17 protein-coding genes are annotated in these 18,406 nt (G+C 64.3%); 3 read left to right on the top strand and 14 right to left on the bottom strand.

Annotation, left to right across the window (positions count from 1 at the left end; all coding sequences use genetic code 11):
- Positions 1–62 precede the first annotated feature (62 nt).
- The 8 genes from fliD to flgG form a co-directional block, all read right to left on the bottom strand.
- The gene (gene fliD, locus ACCQ15_RS10095; RefSeq protein WP_372381468.1) at positions 63–1,388 is read right to left on the bottom strand and encodes a flagellar filament capping protein FliD; all 1,326 of its coding nucleotides are present in this window, start codon (positions 1,386–1,388) and stop codon (positions 63–65) included.
- Between the two features lie 274 nt (positions 1,389–1,662).
- On the bottom strand, positions 1,663–2,862 hold the full coding sequence (locus ACCQ15_RS10100; RefSeq protein WP_016848727.1) for a flagellin: 1,200 nt from the start codon (positions 2,860–2,862) through the stop codon (positions 1,663–1,665).
- A gap of 318 nt (positions 2,863–3,180) precedes the next feature.
- Positions 3,181–4,386 (bottom strand): flagellar hook-associated protein FlgL, encoded by a 1,206-nt coding sequence (gene flgL, locus ACCQ15_RS10105; RefSeq protein ID WP_003482970.1) that lies wholly within the window; start codon positions 4,384–4,386, stop codon positions 3,181–3,183.
- Positions 4,386–6,260, bottom strand: a complete 1,875-nt coding sequence (gene flgK / locus ACCQ15_RS10110) for a flagellar hook-associated protein FlgK (protein ID WP_029819367.1) — start codon at positions 6,258–6,260, stop codon at positions 4,386–4,388. Before flgK ends, flgL begins: the two co-directional genes overlap by 1 nt.
- Positions 6,261–6,271: 11 nt before the next feature.
- Positions 6,272–7,450, bottom strand: a complete 1,179-nt coding sequence (locus ACCQ15_RS10115) for a flagellar assembly peptidoglycan hydrolase FlgJ (protein WP_014090126.1) — start codon at positions 7,448–7,450, stop codon at positions 6,272–6,274.
- 1 nt (position 7,451) lies between these two features.
- Positions 7,452–8,570 (bottom strand): flagellar basal body P-ring protein FlgI, encoded by a 1,119-nt coding sequence (locus ACCQ15_RS10120; RefSeq protein ID WP_007971976.1) that lies wholly within the window; start codon positions 8,568–8,570, stop codon positions 7,452–7,454.
- Positions 8,571–8,580: 10 nt separating this feature from the next.
- The gene (gene flgH / locus ACCQ15_RS10125; RefSeq protein ID WP_005914445.1) at positions 8,581–9,273 is read right to left on the bottom strand and encodes a flagellar basal body L-ring protein FlgH; all 693 of its coding nucleotides are present in this window, start codon (positions 9,271–9,273) and stop codon (positions 8,581–8,583) included.
- A gap of 38 nt (positions 9,274–9,311) precedes the next feature.
- The gene (gene flgG / locus ACCQ15_RS10130) at positions 9,312–10,097 is read right to left on the bottom strand and encodes a flagellar basal-body rod protein FlgG (RefSeq protein WP_003482961.1); all 786 of its coding nucleotides are present in this window, start codon (positions 10,095–10,097) and stop codon (positions 9,312–9,314) included.
- 226 nt (positions 10,098–10,323) lie between these two features.
- On the opposite strand from flgG, the gene ACCQ15_RS10135 reads away from it, so the two are divergent.
- A protein-coding gene (locus tag ACCQ15_RS10135; protein ID WP_372166127.1) for an IS3 family transposase occupies positions 10,324–11,426 on the top strand; the annotation gives its coding sequence in 2 pieces (ribosomal slippage) (positions 10,324–10,582 and positions 10,582–11,426; 1,104 coding nt in all).
- Positions 11,427–12,075: 649 nt separating this feature from the next.
- On the opposite strand, the gene flgF is transcribed toward ACCQ15_RS10135, so the two are convergent.
- The 6 genes from flgF to ACCQ15_RS10165 all read right to left on the bottom strand — a co-directional run bounded on the left by flgF (position 12,076) and on the right by ACCQ15_RS10165 (position 17,025).
- Positions 12,076–12,831, bottom strand: coding sequence for a flagellar basal-body rod protein FlgF (gene flgF / locus ACCQ15_RS10140; RefSeq protein WP_372381469.1), 756 nt, complete (start codon positions 12,829–12,831; stop codon positions 12,076–12,078).
- 144 nt (positions 12,832–12,975) lie between these two features.
- Positions 12,976–14,199, bottom strand: coding sequence for a flagellar hook protein FlgE (flgE, locus tag ACCQ15_RS10145; protein ID WP_003482957.1), 1,224 nt, complete (start codon positions 14,197–14,199; stop codon positions 12,976–12,978).
- A 31-nt stretch (positions 14,200–14,230) separates the two neighbouring features.
- A complete protein-coding gene (locus ACCQ15_RS10150; protein WP_005914450.1) occupies positions 14,231–14,896 on the bottom strand; it encodes a flagellar hook assembly protein FlgD in 666 nt (221 codons plus the stop codon).
- Between the two features lie 37 nt (positions 14,897–14,933).
- A complete protein-coding gene (flgC, locus tag ACCQ15_RS10155) occupies positions 14,934–15,341 on the bottom strand; it encodes a flagellar basal body rod protein FlgC (protein WP_005914451.1) in 408 nt (135 codons plus the stop codon).
- 3 nt (positions 15,342–15,344) lie between these two features.
- The gene (gene flgB, locus ACCQ15_RS10160) at positions 15,345–15,746 is read right to left on the bottom strand and encodes a flagellar basal body rod protein FlgB (RefSeq protein WP_218502557.1); all 402 of its coding nucleotides are present in this window, start codon (positions 15,744–15,746) and stop codon (positions 15,345–15,347) included.
- Between the two features lie 334 nt (positions 15,747–16,080).
- The gene (locus tag ACCQ15_RS10165) at positions 16,081–17,025 is read right to left on the bottom strand and encodes a chemotaxis protein CheV (protein WP_003482947.1); all 945 of its coding nucleotides are present in this window, start codon (positions 17,023–17,025) and stop codon (positions 16,081–16,083) included.
- Positions 17,026–17,382: 357 nt separating this feature from the next.
- Between ACCQ15_RS10165 and flgA the strand changes: the two genes are divergently transcribed.
- Entirely contained in the window at positions 17,383–18,027 is a 645-nt protein-coding gene (gene flgA, locus ACCQ15_RS10170) for a flagellar basal body P-ring formation chaperone FlgA (RefSeq protein WP_008575794.1), read from the top strand.
- A gap of 66 nt (positions 18,028–18,093) precedes the next feature.
- The gene (flgM, locus tag ACCQ15_RS10175) at positions 18,094–18,405 is read left to right on the top strand and encodes a flagellar biosynthesis anti-sigma factor FlgM (RefSeq protein WP_003482943.1); all 312 of its coding nucleotides are present in this window, start codon (positions 18,094–18,096) and stop codon (positions 18,403–18,405) included.
- Position 18,406 lies beyond the last annotated feature (1 nt).

The raw sequence follows: 18,406 nt of genomic DNA on the forward strand, positions 1-18,406 counted from the left end.
ACGATAGGCCTTACTTGTATCGGCAATACCCTGACAGGACTTGAGGATCGTCATCACGGAAATCAGCTTGTCAGCAGGCCGCTGAGCGAGCTGGTGCTGCCTTGCAACTTGCTGATCATGGCGTCCATCGCGGCGAACTGCGCGGTGTAGCGGTCGCTGAGTTTTTCCATGCGCGCATCGAGATCGTCCAGGTCCGATTCGTAGCCCTTGATGGTCTTGTTCAAACTGTCCGAGCGCAGGGTCAGCGTGCCGTTGGTTGCATTGACGTTGCTGTCCAGCAGCTTGGTCAGGTTGCCACTAAACTTGCTGTCCTTGCCGAACACCTCGGCCGCGGCGCCACCGTCGGAGGCGATGGCGGTGTCGAACTTGGCGCCGTCGAAACTCATCACGCCATCCTTGTCGATGGTCAGGCCCAGGGCCTTGAGTTCGTTGACGTTGCCGCTGACCTGGCCGCGCAGCTGCTGCTGCAGATTGCGCACCAGCGAATCGCCGGTCAGCGCCGAGGCGGTCTTGGTGGTGGCGTCATAACTGCTGCTCTTGGCCAGCAGCGTGTTGGCCGTGTTGTAGGCCGCGGCGAACGCGGTGAGGTTGCCCTTGAGGCCGCTGGTGTCGGCGGCCACGCCCAGATTGAACTTGGTGCCTTCAGCGGCCTTGGTCAGGGTGAGCACCACGCCGGGCACGATGTCGCTGACGGTGTTGGAGCTGGACGTGCGCTCGAAACCGTCCACGCGTACCAGCGCGTCGGCGGCAGCGACGGTCTGGTTCAGCCCGCCGGTGACGCCGGGGCCGTAGGTCAGGCTGCTCAGGCTGGGGTCGCTGGCGCTGATGGTCAGGGCGCCCTTGGTACCGGAGTCGACCGCATTGAAGACCAGGTGCTGGCCATCGTTGGCGGTGACCACGCTGGCAGTCACGCCCTTGCCGCCGGCGGCCTTGTTGATGGCTGCAGCGATGTCGGTGAGCTTGTCGGTGCCGCTGATGTCCACGGTGACGCTCTGATCGCCATAGCCGATCGTCAGCGTGCCGCTACCCACGGTGGCATCGGCAGCGAATGCACCGGAGGCCAGTTTCTGCGAGGTCGCCAGCGAGACCACTTCCACCGAATAGTTGCCCGGCGCCGCCGAGCTGGTGGTGGTGGCGGTGAAGCCGGCATCGGTCGGCACCGTGGCCTTGTAGGCGTTGGTGTCGGCGCTGCTGATCACCTTGTCCAGCGCAGACTTGAGCGTGGTCATGCTGCTCTTGATCTGGCTGATCGCCGACAACTGCGTGGTTGCGGCGGTGCCGGCCTTGTTGATGCGTGCTTGCTCGGGGTCTTTCTGCCGGGACACCAGGGTGGACACCACGGTAGGGATGTCCAATCCGGAGCCAGAAGTGCTGATCACCGATGCCATGTTGCATTCCTCGTCTGGGCGCCCGAAACAGACGGACGCATGGGATTACGTGACGGGTATCGGCCGCATCCGCGAGGACTTTAGCGGCGGCGAGGGGTCACGCGCACGACGACTATCGATGCAAGTTCCATGCCCGTGGTGGCCGGCGGCGCGCGTCAACAAACCGTCCATGGCGGGCGTGGACGGGCCGCGGCCACAAAAAAAAGCCCCTCCGAAGAGGGGCTTTGGACGTGATGCGGAGCACTGCCGCGTTGCGGCGGCAGGTCACTGCCAGTTACTGCAGCAGGCTCAGCACGTTCTGCGGAACTGACTTGGCCTGCGCCAGCATCGCGGTACCGGCCTGCTGCAGGATCTGCGTGCGGGTCAGTTCGGCGGTTTCCTTGGCGTAGTCGGTGTCGCGGATACGGCTACGCGAGGCCGACAGGTTTTCCGAGGTTGCGCTCAGGTTGGCGATGGTGGAGGTGAAGCGGTTCTGCACCGCACCCATGTCGGCGCGCGAGGAGTTGACCGCGGTCAGCGCCTTGTCGACGATTTCCAGGGCCTTCTGCGAGCCGGAGAACGTGGAGATATCCAGGCTGCTCAGGGTCGAAGCGGTGGAGCCGGAAGCGGCCGAAGCGGTGGTGATGCCGGCGCCGACGGTGATGCCAGCGGCGCTGGAGGTGCCAGCCGACAGCGAGGTGAAGTCCTGGCCAGCCTTCAGCGATTCGATCTGCAGCGAACCGTCGCTCTTGATCGAGGCGTACATGCCGGTCTGGTCGAGCTTGTCGTTGATCGCCGAGGCGACCTTCTTGTTGACGTCGGCAGCGGTGTCGCCGGCGCCGATCTTGACGTCGGCAATGGTGACGCTCTTGGCCGAGCCGCTGGCGTCCTTGAACGACAGGCTGATGCCGCTGACCGAACCAGAAGCGGTGGCGGTGCCGGTGACGCCGGCGCCGGAGACGGCGGCAGCGAAGTTGGCCTTGCCCAGCGAATCGACGTTGGCGTCGACGATGCTGTTGATGCCGATGGTCTGGCCGGCGTCGGCGCCGACCTGGAACAGCGCGCCGGAGAACGAGCCGTCCAGCAGCTTGGTGCCGTTGAAGTTGGTCTGGTTGGCAACGCGGTCGATTTCCGCGGTCAGCTGCTTGACTTCCGAGTTCAGCGCGTCACGGTCGGTGGACGAGTTGGTGGCGTTGGACGACTGCACCGACAGCTCGCGGATACGCTGCAGGTTGCTGCCGATTTCCACCATCGCGCCTTCGGCGGTCTGGGCCAGCGAGATACCGTCGTTGGCGTTGCGCGAGGCAACGTCCAGGCCGCGGATCTGCGTGGTGAAACGCTCGGAGATCGCCAGACCTGCGGCGTCGTCCTTGGCGCTGTTGATGCGCAGACCAGACGACAGACGCTGGATGCTCGTCGACATGCTGGCGCTGCTGGTGTTGAGGTTCCGCTGAGCGTTCAGCGACATTACGTTGGTGTTGATTACCTGTGCCATTTTGATTTCTCCTAAGCGATTTTTCCGGCAAGGGGGACTTGCCTGGAGCCTCCGCAGGGGGGCCATCAAGTTGGCCGTTGCCGCTGCTGAGATGAATAACGGCGTTGCGTCGGGAACCTTTAGCGAAATTCAGTATTTTTTACTGTCTTTCTGCGTCGGGACGAAATACGTAAGCGTTGTGTATCAAGGGGTTTGGTTTATTCGGCAGCACCCCGCCAATCTTTAGCGTTGGTATAACTCTTCGAAAAATAAACTCCGTCCGCCTGCGCAAGCGCTCACGCGCAGGAGCGAAGAAAACCCAGGTTTTCTGCGGCAAAATCAGCGGATGATGTTGAACAACGACGAGGACTGCATCTGCTGAAAAATCGTTTGAGCGGCCTGCAACGAGGCCTTCTCGAGTTGGTACTGCCCAATCGCCGAGGCGTAATCCAGGTCGCGGATCGACGACAGGCTGGTCTTGAGCGTGACTTCGTTGGATTCAAGCAATGAGTTGGCATTGTCGATGGCCGACAACTGCGCGCCGCCGGAGGCGCGCGCATCGATCATCTTCGAAGACGCCTGGGTGATGTCGCGCATGGACGACTGCAGCGTGTTGATCATCGCAGCCTTCTGCGGCGCGGTCAGCGTATCGGAGTTGAGCGCGCCGACCAGGTCATCGATGGTGGAGAACACATCCTTAGTGCCGGAGGCGCCAATCTGGAAACTGTCGCCCACCGCCGGGGCGCCGCTGATGCGCATGCGCACGCCGGCGGCGTTGATGTCTTCGCCCTCCTTGTAGGTGCCGGTGCCGACCACCGTATTGGTGCTGTCGCGCACTTCATAGGTGTCGGCGGCGGTGAACTGCACGCTGTAACTTCCACCGTTCCAGCTGCCGGTGCTCGCGTCGCGGCTGAAATCCAGCAGCAAGCCGGTCCCCGTGTTGGCGGCGTTGGCGTGCGCATCCACGGTGCCGTCGCCGGTGCGGATGCGCATGAAGATTTCGCTGCCGGGCAGGGTGTCGCTGACGAAGGTGTCCGGCGCCACTTCGACCTGCTTCTGGGTCTGGTCGCCGTTGTAGGTGACGCTGCCATTGCTCTTGATGAAAGGCGCACTGCCATCGGCGGTGCCGCCGAACAGGTAGCGTCCGGTGCCGTCGGTGCTGTTGGCCAGGCTCACCATGCTCTCGCGCAGCGCTGTCAGTTCCGAGGCGATCGCCTTGCGGTCATCGGGGCTGAGCGAAGAATTGCTGGCCTGCACCGCCAATTCGGTGACGCGCGCCATTTTGTCGCCGGCTTGCGACAGCGCGTTTTCCTGCAGCCCGAGCCGGTTCTGCACGTTGTTGGCGTTTTCGCCGAAGCGCGTGATCGCCGCCAGGGCACGGTCCAGGCCGACCGCCGTGCCCGCAGCCACCGGGTCGTCCTTGGCGGTGACCAGGCGCTGCCCACTGGAGAGCTGCGATTCGAGCTGGTTCAGCCGCGACTGCTTGGCGCCCATCGAGGCGACCGACTGGCTGTACATCATGCTGGTGGAGATACGGTCGGTCATCAGCGTACGGCACCCAGGATGGCTTGGAAGACGGTGTCGGCGGTAGAGATCATCTGTGCGGCGGCCTGGTAGGCCTGCTGCAGCTTCAGCATGTTGGCGGCTTCCTCGTCGAGGTTGACGCCGGAAATCGAATCGCGGCTGGCCTGCGCCTGGTCGTTGATGACCTTCTGCGCATCCGCCGAATAGCTGGCCGCACGCGCGGCCGAACCCACCGAGGTGGTCAGGCCGGAGAGCGCGCCATTGAGGGTGACCGTGCCGCCGCTGAGCGCCTTGGCATCGTCGATGTTGGCCAGCAATTTGGCATTGCCGTTGTCGCTGGAGCCTGCGCCCATCGGGCCGACGCCGAAGGTGTCGCCGGCCTTGGGCGCGCCGTCCAGCGCGAAGCTCCAGCCGTTGGCGCTGATGGTCTGGCCGGCGGTGTAGGCGAACGGGCCGGCGCCATCGATGGTGTACTGGTTGGCGTCGATGAACTCGATCGACGAGGGGGTCAGCAGCGCGGGATTCTGCGCATTGGTGACCTTGACGTCGCTGATCTTGCCAGTGCCCAGGTTGGCGACCGTGGCGGTGGCCTTGACCGGGGTGGCGGCGGCAATCCGCGAGGGATCGGTAATGGCCACCGACAGGCTGCCGGCCAGCCCGGCGGTGGGCTGCAGCAGGAACTTGTCGCCGCTGGCCGGCGTGCCGCCCACCACCATGCTGACGCCATTGAGCACCAGCGGGTCGGCGGCGGTGCCGGTACCGGTCATCGGCACGGCAGAGCCGGTACTGGCGTTGATGGCTTTCCAGGTGGTGCCGTCGAAGCTGAGCGTGACGTTCTGGCCGTCAACGGCACTCACGTTGCTGAAACTGGCGCTCAGCGATGCGCTGCCGGTATTGCTCGGATTGGCGGCAACGGTAGGCGAACCGATATTGAAGAAGTTGCCGCCCATCGCGCCATACAAGTCCATCCCCTGGCTGTGGCCGGCATTGAAGGTGCTGGCCATGCCCACGGCCAGGCGGCCGAGTTCGGCCTGGGTCGGCTCGAGCACGCTGCTGCGAAATTCCAGCAGACCGCCGATCTGGCCGCCCAGCGAACTGGCGCTGAGGCTGACGTTCTGGCCTTGGGTCTGCATCGCCACCTGCAGCTTGGTCGGCTGATACGGGTCGGCAACGGTGACGAGTTTGGAAGAGGTGGTACCGACCACCAGCGGCTGACCGCCGGCGGTGAAAACATTCATGAAGCCGCCGTCCTGGATCACCGCCGTGCCGCCGGTAAAACCGACCAGCTTGCTCACCAGCGCGTCGCGCTGATCCAGCATGTCCGGCGCTGCCGCCTGGGCACTGCTGCCGATGGTGCCGTTGAGCTTGGCGATCTGCTGCGTCAAGCGGTTGACTTCGTCCACCGAGGAGGTCAACCCGCTGTTGACTTCGTTGCTCAGGCTGTCCATCTGCCCGTTGAGCTGCTTGAAGCGCGTCGCCAGCGAATTGCCGCTGTCGAGCATGCTCTGGCGCTCGGCGGTGGAGGAGGCGTTGGACGACACCGCGCTGGTGGAATCGAAGAAATTCGACCACAGCCCGGCCACGTTGGTGGCGGTGTTGGAGTACAGCGCGTCGACGCGGTTGGACAGCGAGGACAGCTGCTGCAGGCGCGAGAGTTCGCCGCCGCTGTCGAGCAGGCGCGAGATGGCCAGCTGGTCGGCGACCCGGCCCACATCGGTGATCTTGGCGCCATTGCCCACGAACGCGTAGCCCATGTCGGTGGGCGTGCGCGTTGCAAATTCCACACGTTGGCGGCTATAGCCTTCGGTATTGATGTTGGCGACGTTATGGCTAACGGTCGACAACGCCCGTTGGAAGGCGATGAGCGCGCTGGTCCCGGTGGACATGATGGACATGAGCGTTTACCTCAGCGACGGATGGTGCCGAGCCCGACCGGCTCGGCGGTACTGGCATAGCGGTTGGACAGATCGGCCGCCGCGTTGCCGATGGCGGCCACCGCACGGTCGATGGTCGGGCCGTTGGCGATCGCCGCGATCTTGGCCGCATAGCCCGGATCGGTGGCGTATCCGGCTTGTTGCAAGCCGCGTGCAAAACCCTTGATATCGGTGCCGGCCTGCAGCGCGGGCTGGTAACGGCTGTTGTTCTTCAGCAGCCGCACGTAGTCGGCAAAGCTCTCCTCGGCCGAGCCATAGGCGCGGAAATCGGCGGTTTCGGTGGTTTTGACGCCGTTGACGTATTCGTGGGTGCCGGTGGTGACCTTGTCGCCGCTCCAGCCGGTAGCCTTGATGCCGAACAGGTTGTTAGAGTCGCCACCGTTGCCGATGCCGCGACGGCCCCAACCGGTTTCCAATGCGGCCTGGGCCACCAGCGCGCGCGGGTCCACACCCAGTTCGCGCGCAGCCTTTTGCGCATGCGTCCAGATCTTGGCGACAAAGCCTTCCGGGGTGCGCTCGCCCAGGCTGGCAGCGGCGCTGCTGGCGGCGCTCGCATTGACCGCGGCATTGGCATCGGCTGCATCGCTGGCGGCCACATCGGCCCAGCGATCGTTGGCCGACGGCCAGCTCAGTGCTGCAGCATCGTCGCTGCCGGCTTCGCCAGCGCCGGTACGCCCGGCAATCAGATCCAGCACCTGGCTCATGCCGATGCCGCTCAAGTTGCCTGCGCCCAGGGCCGCCTTCGCCACGCTGCTGGTCGTGATGCCGGTGGCCGCGCCGTCGCGGGCGGGCAGCGGCAACGAGGCGTCGCGCTTGCCGGCAACCAGGGCGTACGCCTTGGCCGCTTCGGCAGTGTTCAACGAGGTGTTCAAGGCCGGGCCGCCAGTGTCGCCACTGAGCTGCTTGGAGATCATCGCCGACAGTCCCAGCCCCTTGCCGTCGGTCAACGCCTTGGCCATCTGCTGGTCGTACATTTCGCGGAACATCTGGTTTTGGCCCGGAAACATCGGGTCGCCGGAGCTCGCATCGCGCATGCTCTTGACCAGCATCTGCGCGAACTGACCTTCGAGCTGACGGGAGACCTTGTCGATCTTTGCCGGATCGGCCTTGGTGCTCGGGTTGAGATCAATGGGCGAGGCTGCGATACGCATGTCAGATCACCTCTAGCTCCGCCGTCAGCGCACCGGCTTGCTTGAGCGCTTCCAGGATGGCCACCAGGTCGCCGGGCGCGGCGCCCACTTCGTTGACTGCGCGTACGATCTGATCGAGCGTGGTGCCGCCTTCGAACTTGAACATGCGGCTGCCTTCGGAGGTGGCCGTGATCGTCGATTGCTGGGTCACCGCAGTGCGGCCGCCACTGAAGGCGCCCGGCTGGCTGACGTTGGTGTTTTCGCTGATGGTGACGGTGAGCGAGCCATGCGCGATGGCGGCCGGCATCACCCGCACCAGCTGGCCGATGACCACGGTGCCGGTACGCGCATTGACCACCACCTTGGCCGGTGCATCGCCCGGGGAGAGCTCGACGTTTTCCAGCCGCGACAACAGGCCGATCCGCGCACCCGGGTCGGTCGGCGAGCGCACCGCCACGGTCACGCCGTCGACCGCACGCGCGGTGCCGGCGCCGAAGCTGCTGTCGATCGCCGCGACCATGCGCGAGACGGTGGTGAAGTCGTTCTGGTGCAGGTTGAGGGTGATCTCGCCGGTACCGGCGAACACGTCCGGCAATGCACGTTCGACGGTGGCGCCGTTGGGAATGCGCCCGACGCTGGGCACATTGACCGAAACGCGCGAACCGTCCTTGCCTTGCGCACCGAAGCCGCCAACGACCAGGTTGCCCTGCGCCATCGCATAGACCTGGCCATCGGCGCCTTTCAGCGGTGCCATCAGCAGCGAGCCGCCACGCAGCGACACTGCGTTGGCGATCGAGGAAACGGTGATGTCGATGGGCTGGCCGGGCTTGGCGAACGGCGGCAATTCGGCATGGATGGCCACGGCCGCGACGTTTTTCAGCTGCGGGTTGACGTTCGCCGGAACATTGACGCCCAGCTCGCCGAGCAGGTTCTTCAGGCTCTGCACGGTGAAGGGTGCCTGGCTGGTACGGTCGCCGCTGCCGTCCAGGCCAACCACCAGGCCGTAGCCGACCAGCGCGTTGCCGCGCACGCCGCCGACCTGGGCAAGATCCTTGATGCGCTCGGCGCTGGCCGGCGCGGCAATCGCGCACAGCGCGACGGCGGCAGCCAGCAGACGGAAGGGCAGGGAAGACAGGTTCATGGTCGCAGGCTCAGTAGGGCGACAGACGGGAATTGAAGAAGCGGCTCAGCCAGCCCATTGCATTGGACTGCGCGATCGCGCCGCGGCCGCCGTAAGCGATGCGGGCGTCGGCGACCTTGCTGGAGGGCACGGTGTTGTCCGGGGCGATGTCGGCGGCGCGCACGATGCCTTGCACCTGCACCAGTTCGTCGCCCTGGGTCAGGCGCAGGTTCTTCTGCCCCTGGATCACCAGGTTGCCGTTGGGCAGGCGTTGCATCACGGTGACGGTGACGCTGCCCTGCATGCGGTTGCTCTGTGCGGTGTTGCCCTTGCCGGCAAAGCTGCGGTCGCCGCTGGTGCTGTTTTCCAGCACATTCAAGCCACCCACGGTGAGCGGTGCGCCCAGCAGCGTCGGCGCGCCCATGGTAGTGGCGTCCTTCTTGCTGATGCTGGTGTTGGCGGTGGACGAGGCGGTAGTGCTTTCGACCAGGTTCACCGTCAGCAGATCGCCGACATCGCGGGCACGGCGATCGCCATACAGGTTCAGGCTGGGGCCGGCGGCGTAGATCGCACCGGCCGTCGGCTGCGCCACCGGTGCCACCACCGGCACGATCGGCGCCAGTTCGGCGAACGGACGTACATCGCCGGCGGCCACGCAGCCACCCAGCAGCGCGCTGCAGGCAATGGCGAGGCACAGGCGGGAGAGAGAAGGCAGGCGTGACATGGCGTTGATTCCTGAGAGGGCGAGGAGCGGCGAGCCGATCAGACGTTGTTGTTCAAGTAACCGAGCATCGAGTCGGTGGTGGAGATGGCCTTGGCATTCATTTCGTAGGCACGCTGCGTCTCGATCATGCTCACCAGCTCTTCCACGGTATTGACGTTGCTGCCTTCCAGCGCTCCCTGCACGGTGGTGCCCAGGCCGTTGAGGCCAGGCGTGCCGTTCTGCGCGGGGCCCGAGGCGGTGGTTTCGACGAACAGGTTTTCGCCCTTGGCCTGCAGGCCCGAGGGATTGATGAAGTCGGTCAGCGTCAATGCGCCGATTTCCTGCGCGGCGGCCTGGCCGGCCAGCGTCACGCTGATGGTGCCGTCGTTGCCGATGGTCAGCGACTGCGCGCCTTCCGGCACCTGGATGCCCGGCTGCAGCGGGTAGCCGCTGTTGGTGACCAGTTCGCCCTGCGCGTTGATCTGGAAGGTGCCGTCGCGGGTGTAGGCCGAGGTGCCATCAGGCATCTGCACTTCGAAGAAACCGCGACCGTTGACCATCACGTCCAGCGCGCGGCCGGTCTGCTGCTGGCTGCCCTGGTCGAACCCCTTGAAGGTGGACACCACGCGCACGCCGGTACCCAATTGCAGGCCGGTCGGCAGCTGCGTCTGCGCGGAGGTCGAGCCGCCGGGCGCACGCACCTGTTGGTACAACAGGTCTTCGAACGCGGCACGGTCGCGCTTGAAGCCGGTGGTATTGGTATTGGCCAGGTTGTTGGAAATGACCGACATGCGCGTCTGCTGCGCATCCAGTCCGGTTTTGGCGACCCACAAAGCCTGATTCATGACCCGATTCCTCGTTAGACCCGGGGATGTGTTCCGGGTACGGGTGGGTATATGCACGTGCCGTGCCAAACCCGCGTCGGATTTCTGCCGGGTGTGCAGTGGGTCACGTGGGGTGGGGGGGGCGAGCTGCGTGGGGCAGGGGCGGCAGCTAGCGGCAGCGACGTCCCCCCAATTTTGAGTAGCACCTCAGTTTGGAGTCCAATTCCCTACCCCAAGGAGATTGGACGTGAAGAAGCGTTTTTCTGAAGAACAGATCATCGGCTTCCTGCGCGAAGCTGATGCCGGTGTGGCGATCAAGGATCTGTGCCGGCGGCATGGCTTCAGCGAGGCCTCGTATTACCTGTGGCGCAGCAAGTTCGGCGGAATGAGCGTGCCCGACGCCAAGCGGCTCAAGGATCTTGAGGCCGAGAACGCGCGGCTAAAGAAGTTGCTGGCCGAGCAGTTGTTCGAGAACGACCTGATCAAGGATGCGTTGCGAAAAAAGTGGTGAGCGCACCGGCGCGTCGTGCGCTGGTGCGCGAGTGGATCGGGCGTGGTGCCAGCGAGCGTCGCGCCTTGGCGGCGATCGGCATGAGCGCCAGCGCGCTGCGCTATTGCCCACGCCAAGACCGCAATGGCGAACTGCGCGAGCGCATTCTTGCGTTGGCGCATCGCCATCGCCGCTACGGCGTGGGGATGATCTATCTCAAGCTGCGACAGGAAGGACGCCTGGTGAACTACAAGCGCGTGGAGCGGTTGTATCGCGAGCAGCAGCTACAAGTGCGGCGCCGCAAGCGCAAGAAGGTGCCGGTTGGCGAGCGTCAGCCGCTGCTGCGGCCAGCGCAGGCCAACCAGGTGTGGTCGATGGACTTCGTGTTCGACCGCTCCGCCGACGGCCGAGTGATCAAGTGTCTGGTGATCGTGGACGACGCAACGCACGAAGCGGTCGCCATCGAGGTGGAACGCGCGATCTCCGGGCACGGCGTTGCGCGCGTGCTGGATCGGTTGGCACACAGTCGCGGTTTACCGAAGGTGATCCGCACCGACAACGGCAAGGAGTTTTGCGGCAAAGCGATGGTCGTCTGGGCACATGCCCGTGGTGTGCAACTACGGCTAATCCAACCCGGCAAGCCAAATCAAAACGCCTATGTTGAATCGTTCAACGGCCGACTACGCGACGAATGCCTCAACGAGCACTGGTTCCCGACGTTGCTGCACGCGCGCACCGAGATCGAACGCTGGCGACGCGAATACAACGAGGACCGACCGAAGAAAGCAATTGGCGGCATGACGCCGTCCGCTTATGCCCAACATCTGGCAAACACCGATATCATCAACCCCGGACTCTAAACCCGACCGCTACTCAGGGCGGGGGGACGTCGGCAGCGGTGGGGCTGCGTGATAGATCCGCTTGGAGGTCTGTTGCAGGTTGCCGGTTGTAGCGTCTTGCTCGCTTGGCGGAGAGCGGTGGAGTTTGTTAGCCGCTTCTTGTTAGCGTGGTCCTGGATCAGGGCAAACTCTGAGTCGGTCGAGTGTGCGGTGCCCTCACCGCTCGCGGGACACGCCGTGAACCCATCCCTGGGGGCTCGATGGCGGCATCCATGCCGCCAACGGTCCCGCAAGCGGCGAGGACACCGCACCAGAGAGTTTGTCGGTTCCTCCCTTAAAACTTGTCCATTGCCAGGCCTGAGGCCTGCATGGAGAAGATGACTGGATGGGCCGTGATCCCAGCAGCCACGTCAGGCATTGTGTGCACCATGCGCACCGACCATCTCGACAGGTCCTTGCCCGCCCACTGTCGCGGGACCTTACGCGGCATGGATGCCGCGTAAGAGCCTACAAGGACGTACTTGCGGCGTGTCCCGCGATGGTGGGCGGGCAAGGACCCTGCAGCCAAGTCACAAACCAGCCGCTCTGCAGCGAACCCGGGCGGCGGCCATCAAGGTGCTCGGCAGAGCGGCGAGCCAACCGACGGTGCGGCCGTGGGCGCCAGTGGCGCTTAGCCGCTCACCCGCAACAGCGAATTGGCCGATTGCGCGTTGTCGTCGCCGTTCTTGATGATCTTGACCTGCATTTCGAACTGCCGCTGCAACTGGATCATTTCCACCAGCGCGCCGGCTGCGTCCACGTTGCTGCCTTCCAACATCCCGCTGTTGACGGTCTTGCCGGTGGCCACCGCAAACGCCTGTGCCGGGTCGGTGCTGGTGTTGCGCATCAGCCCGTCGGGGCGCCGCGTCAAACGGTCGGCGGGCGCATCCACCACCTTCATCTTGCCGACGATGGCCATGGTCTGCGGGCCTTCGCCCTGCGGAATGATGGAAATACTGCCGTCGCTGCCGATCTCCATCGCCTGGTGCGGCGGGATCGTCATCGGGTTGCCGCCTTCGTCCAGCACCGCGTGTCCGTTGGCGGTGTCCAGTTGGCCATTGGCGGTGAGCGCCAATTCGCCGTTGCGGGTGTAGGCCTCGCTGCCGTCGGGCGACTGCACCGCCAACCAGCGGTCCTGCTGCAGCGACACGTCCAGCGGGTTGCCGGTGACCTTCTGATGGCCCTGGCTACGATCGAACCCTTGGTCCACATGCAGCGCATCGATCCGCGACGGATAGCCCTTGCCCTGGATCTTGAACGCCTCGGTGTTGGCCAACGCGGCCTTGAATCCCACCGTATCGACATTGGCGAGATTGTGCGAGACGGTGCTTTGCGCCTGCAGTGAGGCGCGGGCACCGGTCATCGCGACGTAGAGAGCTTTATCCATGGGACACCGAGACTTGAGATTCGGGATTTGGGATTCGTAAAAGCGGGCTGTGACTGGCGGTGAGGTTGGGGCCGCGGGCTGGCATCCGATGGACGTGATACCAGCGTTTGCGAATCCCTAATCCCGAATCACCAATCCCGGCTTTTAACGAATATTGATGATCGTCTGGGTGACCTGATCCTGGGTCGAGATCATCTGTGAGTTGGCCTGGAAGTTGCGCTGGGCCACGATCATGTTCACCAGCTGCTCGGTCAGGTCCACCGTGGAGGCTTCCAGCGAGCCGGATTCGATCTGGCCCAGGTCCGAGGTGTCCGGCGCGCCGGTGCGGGCGGCACCGGAGGTGTAGCTCTCGGCCCACATGTTGTTGCCCTGCGACTGCAGGCCCTGCGGGTTGACGAAGCTGCTCAGCGCCACCTGGCCCAGCGGCTTGTCGGCACCGTTGGAATAGCGCGCGAACACCACGCCGCTGGTGTCGATGCTGATTTCGTTGAGCTTGCCGCTGGCGTAGCCGTCCTGGCGCGTATCGCGCAGGGCGAAGGCTTCGCCGTACTGGGTGGAGCCAGTGACGTTGAGCTGCATGTTCAGCACGCCCGCGCCGGTGCTCGGGGTGAACGGGTCCATCGCGATGATGCCGTTGGCCGGGGTGGTCAGCGCGCCGGTATCGGAGAACTGCAGGGTGGTCGGGGCACCGACCGCAGCCCCGTCCACGTAGTTGTAGACCTGCCACTCGTTGGGGTTGGCGGTCTTGACGAAGTAGGAGGTCTGCACATGGCTGACGCCCAGCGAATCGTAGACATTGATGCCGCCGGTGGAATGGCTATAGGTCTTGTCGTCGGCCGGGTTGAACGGGGTCACCGTCGGCGCGGTGGCATTGCCGGGCAGGGTGAAGGCCAGGTTGACCGTGGAGGTGGATTTTGGCGGGCTGTCGGTGGTCAGCAACTGCAGGTCCGACAGGCGGCCTACGTCAAACCCGTTGCCGCTGGGATTGGGCGCGAACACCTGCAGGCGTGCGCCCTGCGGGTTGACCACATAGCCGTTGGCATCGGTCTGGAAATTGCCGGCGCGGGTGTACATCTTGGCGCCGTTGGACGAGACGGTGAAGAAGCCTTCGCCGGAGACCGCCAGGTCCAGGCTGCGCCCGGTCGGGTCGATATTGCCCTGCGAGAACTGCTGCGCCACGTTGCTGACGCGCACGCCCGAACCGACCGCATTGCGCGACAGGCCATAGCTGGTGCTCTGGAACATGTCGGCAAATTCGGCGCGCGATTCCTTGAACCCGGTCGTGTTGACGTTGGCGATGTTGTTGGAGGTGACGTTCAGATCGGCATTGGCTGCGTTGATGCCGGACAACGAGGTATTGAAGCCCATGGATGAGTTCCTTTAGGTGTTGGTTGCCGGCTCAGCTGACGCGGAGCACGTTGGCGAGCGGGGAAGTGCCTAGCCCGGTCAGGTTGAGATACAACCCGTCCGAGCCGATCGTGACGCTGTCCACCGGTGCCTGGACATAGGTAGACAACTTGCTTTTGGAGCCGGCGGTGTCGGTCTGGGTGGCAGTCACGCCGTATTTGCCGGCCGCCATGCGATTGCCGTTTGCGTCGGTGCCATCCCAGTCGAAGGACACCTCACCGGCGGCGCTGGCCGGCACGCTGATCTGTTTGACGAAGGTGCCGTTGGCGTCGGTGATTTCGAAATTGACGAAACCGGCCGAAGTCGCGGCCACCACGCCCTTGGCCGAGCCGGTGGCATCGATCGCTACCTGCGCCGAGGGCACCAGCACGTTGTGGCCAACCAGCGCCGCGCCCTTGAGCACCTGGTCGCTGTTCATCGAATCGGAAAAGTTGCTGACCTTGGTATTGAGGTCGCCAATGCCCTGCACGGTGGAAAACTGCGCCAATTGCCCGAGAAACGCGCTGTTTTCCATCGGCTTGAGCGGGTCTTGATGCTGCAGCTGTTCGGTCATCAGTTTGAGGAAGTCGGCCTGGCCGAGTGCCTCCTCCTTCTTGGCGACGGTGCTGCTGGTACTCAGGCCAAGGCTTTTGTAGAGATCGCTGCCGATCGTGCTCATGTGGAGTATTCCGTTGGTAAGGGTCAGCTAGGAAGGGTCAGCGACCCATGGTGAGGGTCGCGAGCGCCAGTTCCTTGGCGGTATTGAGCATTTCCACGCCTGCCTGGTAATTGCGCGAGGCGGAAATCATGTTGACCATCTGCGAGACCGGATCCACGTCGGGCGAGAACACGTAGCCGTCGGCGTCAGCCAGCGGGTGGCCGGGTTCGTAGCGGCGGATCGGCGGCGCATTGGTGGTGGTGATCTCTTTGACGTTCACCGAGGTCAGGCTGGGGTCCTGGCGGCTTTGCTGGGCCTGGAAGATCGGCTCGATCGGCTTGTAGGTCGCCTCGGCCGAGCCTGCGACCGAATCGGCGTTGGCCAGGTTGGAGGCAATGGTGCTCAGGCGCACCGACTGCGCGTGCAGCGCCGAGCCGGCCACATCGAAGATGGGAAGATTGCTCATGACTTATTGGCCCGTGATCGCGGTGAGCATCGAGCGCACCTTGGATTCGAGGAAGCTCAGCGACGCGCGGTATTCCAGCGCGGCGCGGCCGTAGGCGGCGCGTTCGGCATCGGGATCGACGGTATTGCCGTCAAGGCTGGGCTGATCGGCTTCGCGGGCGAACTGGAAGGGGTTGAGCCCGGCGCCGCCGCCCACTTCGTAATGCTTGGCGTCGGTGGTCTGCAGCAGACCGCCATCCTGCTCGCCCTGCGCCGACTTCAGCGCCGCTTCGAAGTTCAGGTCCTTGGCCTTGTATCCGGGCGTGTCCACATTGCTCAGATTGCTGGCAATGAGCTTCATGCGCTGCTCGCGCAGCGTCAACGCGTCGCCATGGACGCCGAGGAACGAAGAGAAGGGGCTGGACACGGTGCTCTCCCGCGAAGTGTTGCCAGGGAGGAAGCAATGTTTGTGCCAATCGAGGTGGTACGGGCTATGGAACGCGGAGAATGATCGACGCTGCCGGCGCACGGCAGCTTGTTGTCCGGAAACGCGATGGCCACGCCATCCGTCGCGGAATTGGCGCGGTCAAACTCGACATGCCGGAAGGTTCGACAGTCCCGAGGCGCAGTCTGGCGTCAGCAGATGTGACGTCGGATCGCGTGGACGCGCTTGCCTCACCTTTCTGCGCTGCAGTGCTTTTGCAGCTAGGCAGCACCTTTTGGTTGCCATCGGCTCCGACCCGGCAGCCGCTTGGTCTTGCTCAGGCCGCTTCTGCGACCACTTTCAGGCGGGCCAGCACATAGTCGGCCAGTTCATGGGCGCTGTACTTGGCCACGAAGGCGTTGGCGCCCACCTGCTCGACCATGGCGTTGTTGAACACGCCCGACAGGGAGGTGTGCAACAGCACATATAGGCCTTGCAGGCCCGGCGTGCGCCGGATTTCCGTCGTCAGCGTATAGCCGTCCATTGCCGGCATTTCGATGTCGGAGATCACCATGGCGTAGCGGTCGGCCGGGTTTTCGCCCGAGGCGGCCACCTGTAGCAGGTGATCCAGCGCCTGGCGGCCATCGGACAGCAGGGTTGCCGAAACACCCAACTGGTCGAGCACGCTGCGGATCTGCTGCCGCGCCACGCGCGAATCGTCCACCACCAGTACCTGGAACTGGCGGTCGTAGGCCACCAGCTGCAGCGAGGGATCCAGCTGCACGTCCTTGCTCACCTTGGCGATATCGGCCAGCACGCTCTCCACGTCGATGACCTGGATCAGCTCGCCCTGGAAACGCGTCACCGCCGTCAAATAAGTGGCTTCGGCACCCAGTTCCGGCGGCGGGTGGATATCTTCCACCGCGATATTGACGATGCGCTCCACTCCGCTGACCAGGAAACCCTGGACCGAGCGGTTGAACTCGGCAACGACCAAATACCCTGGACCGTTTTCCGAATGCGAATCGCGTTCCGGGTGGCCGATGGCCAGGCCCAGATCCAGCACCGGCACCGAGCGCCCGCGCACGTCGGCCACGCCGGCGAACTCGGTCGGCAGGCCAGGCACCTGGAACAGTTCCGGCCGGCGCAGCACTTCCTGCACCTTGAAGACGTTGACGCCAAAAAGCTGGCGTCCGCCCAGCCGGAACAGCAGCAGGGCCAGTCGGTTGTGGCCAGCCAGTCGCGTGCGCTGGTCGATGCGGTTGAGCAGATCGTGGGTCATGGGGCAGATATCGACAGCGCCCTCGGGAAACTTGAGGGCTTTATGGTTGGTCGGGGCGCTGTTGGGATTGGGGATTGGGGATTGGGGATTCGCTCAAGCGCCGGGATGAGGTGATTTGGGATTAGGGATTCGCTTAAAGCGTGCATTAGCGAGTTTGTCTGCCGCTGCTGCTTCTGCATCCTTGAGAGCTCGGTATGGTTGTCGAAGAGATCCGGTCGGTGAAGGGGCTTCGGCAGTGGATAAATGAATCACCCGCAAGGCCGCTTTTACGAATCCCCAATCCCTATTCCCCAATCCCGGCAAAAAACAGGCACGCCGCTTGCAGCGCCTGTCCCGTCTTCCTCCGGATCTGGTCCCATGCGCCTGCTCCTGCTTGTCATCTTGTTGGCTGCCGCTCCGGCCTGGGCCCAGAGCTATCAGTCCGTCGATTCCATTCGTGCTGCGGCGCTGGCCACCGTCGGCCCGGACGCCGAGGCCGAGGCCACGCTCGATCCGGGCCTGCGCATGCCGGCTTGCCCGATCGCGCTGCAGGCGCAGCCCACCGGCACCAATACGGTGGAAGTGGCGTGCCCGCAGCCGGCCGGCTGGCGCCTGTTCGTGCCGTTGAAGGTGCGTCGCAACCAGGACGTGCTGGTCTTGCGCCGCGGCATCAGCGCTGGAGAAACCATCTCGCTGGCCGATATCAGTATCGAGAAGCGTGACGCCGCCCGCATCGTCGGCGCGGTGCTTGCCGACCCGGTCGCTGCGGTGGGCAAGACCGCCCGCCGCGTCCTGCCGGCCGGCTCGCTGCTCTCGGCCAACGATCTGGTGACACAGCGGCTGGTCCGGCGCGGCGACACCGTGCCGCTGGTCTCGCGCAATGGCGGGCTGGAGGTGCGCATGAGTGGTCGCGCCCTGTCGGACGCCGGCGAAAACGAGCGCGTGTCGGTGGAAAATTCGTCCTCGCGCCGGGTGGTGCAGGGCATCGTTGAAGCGAGCGGAACCGTTGTGGTCTCCAGGTAAAAAATTTCTATAAAGTTTTTTTTCTGGGTGCCGTTATCCCCTACGACCTGTAGAGGAGTTCCTGACATGACCCAGAAAATCGAAGGCAATCTACCGACCGCTGCCACCCTTCGCACCACGGCCACCAGCAGCAAGATCGCTTCGGCCGGCGAAGACCGCGCGTCCCCGGTTGCCGCAACCCCGCCGACCGACAGCGTCAAGTTGACCGGCGAAGCCACCAACCTGCAGAACCTGCAGCGCGAGCTTTCGCAGTCCTCGGCGATCGACACCGGTCGCGTCCAGGCGGTGAAGGATGCATTGCAGAACGGCAGCTATTCCATCAACCCGGACGCCATCGCCAGCCGCATGATGGATCTGAATCAGCAACTGGCGGGTTGAT

The sequence above is a fragment of the Xanthomonas sp. NCPPB 1754 genome, from assembly GCF_041475725.2.
In the GTDB taxonomy this organism is placed as follows: domain Bacteria; phylum Pseudomonadota; class Gammaproteobacteria; order Xanthomonadales; family Xanthomonadaceae; genus Xanthomonas; species Xanthomonas euvesicatoria.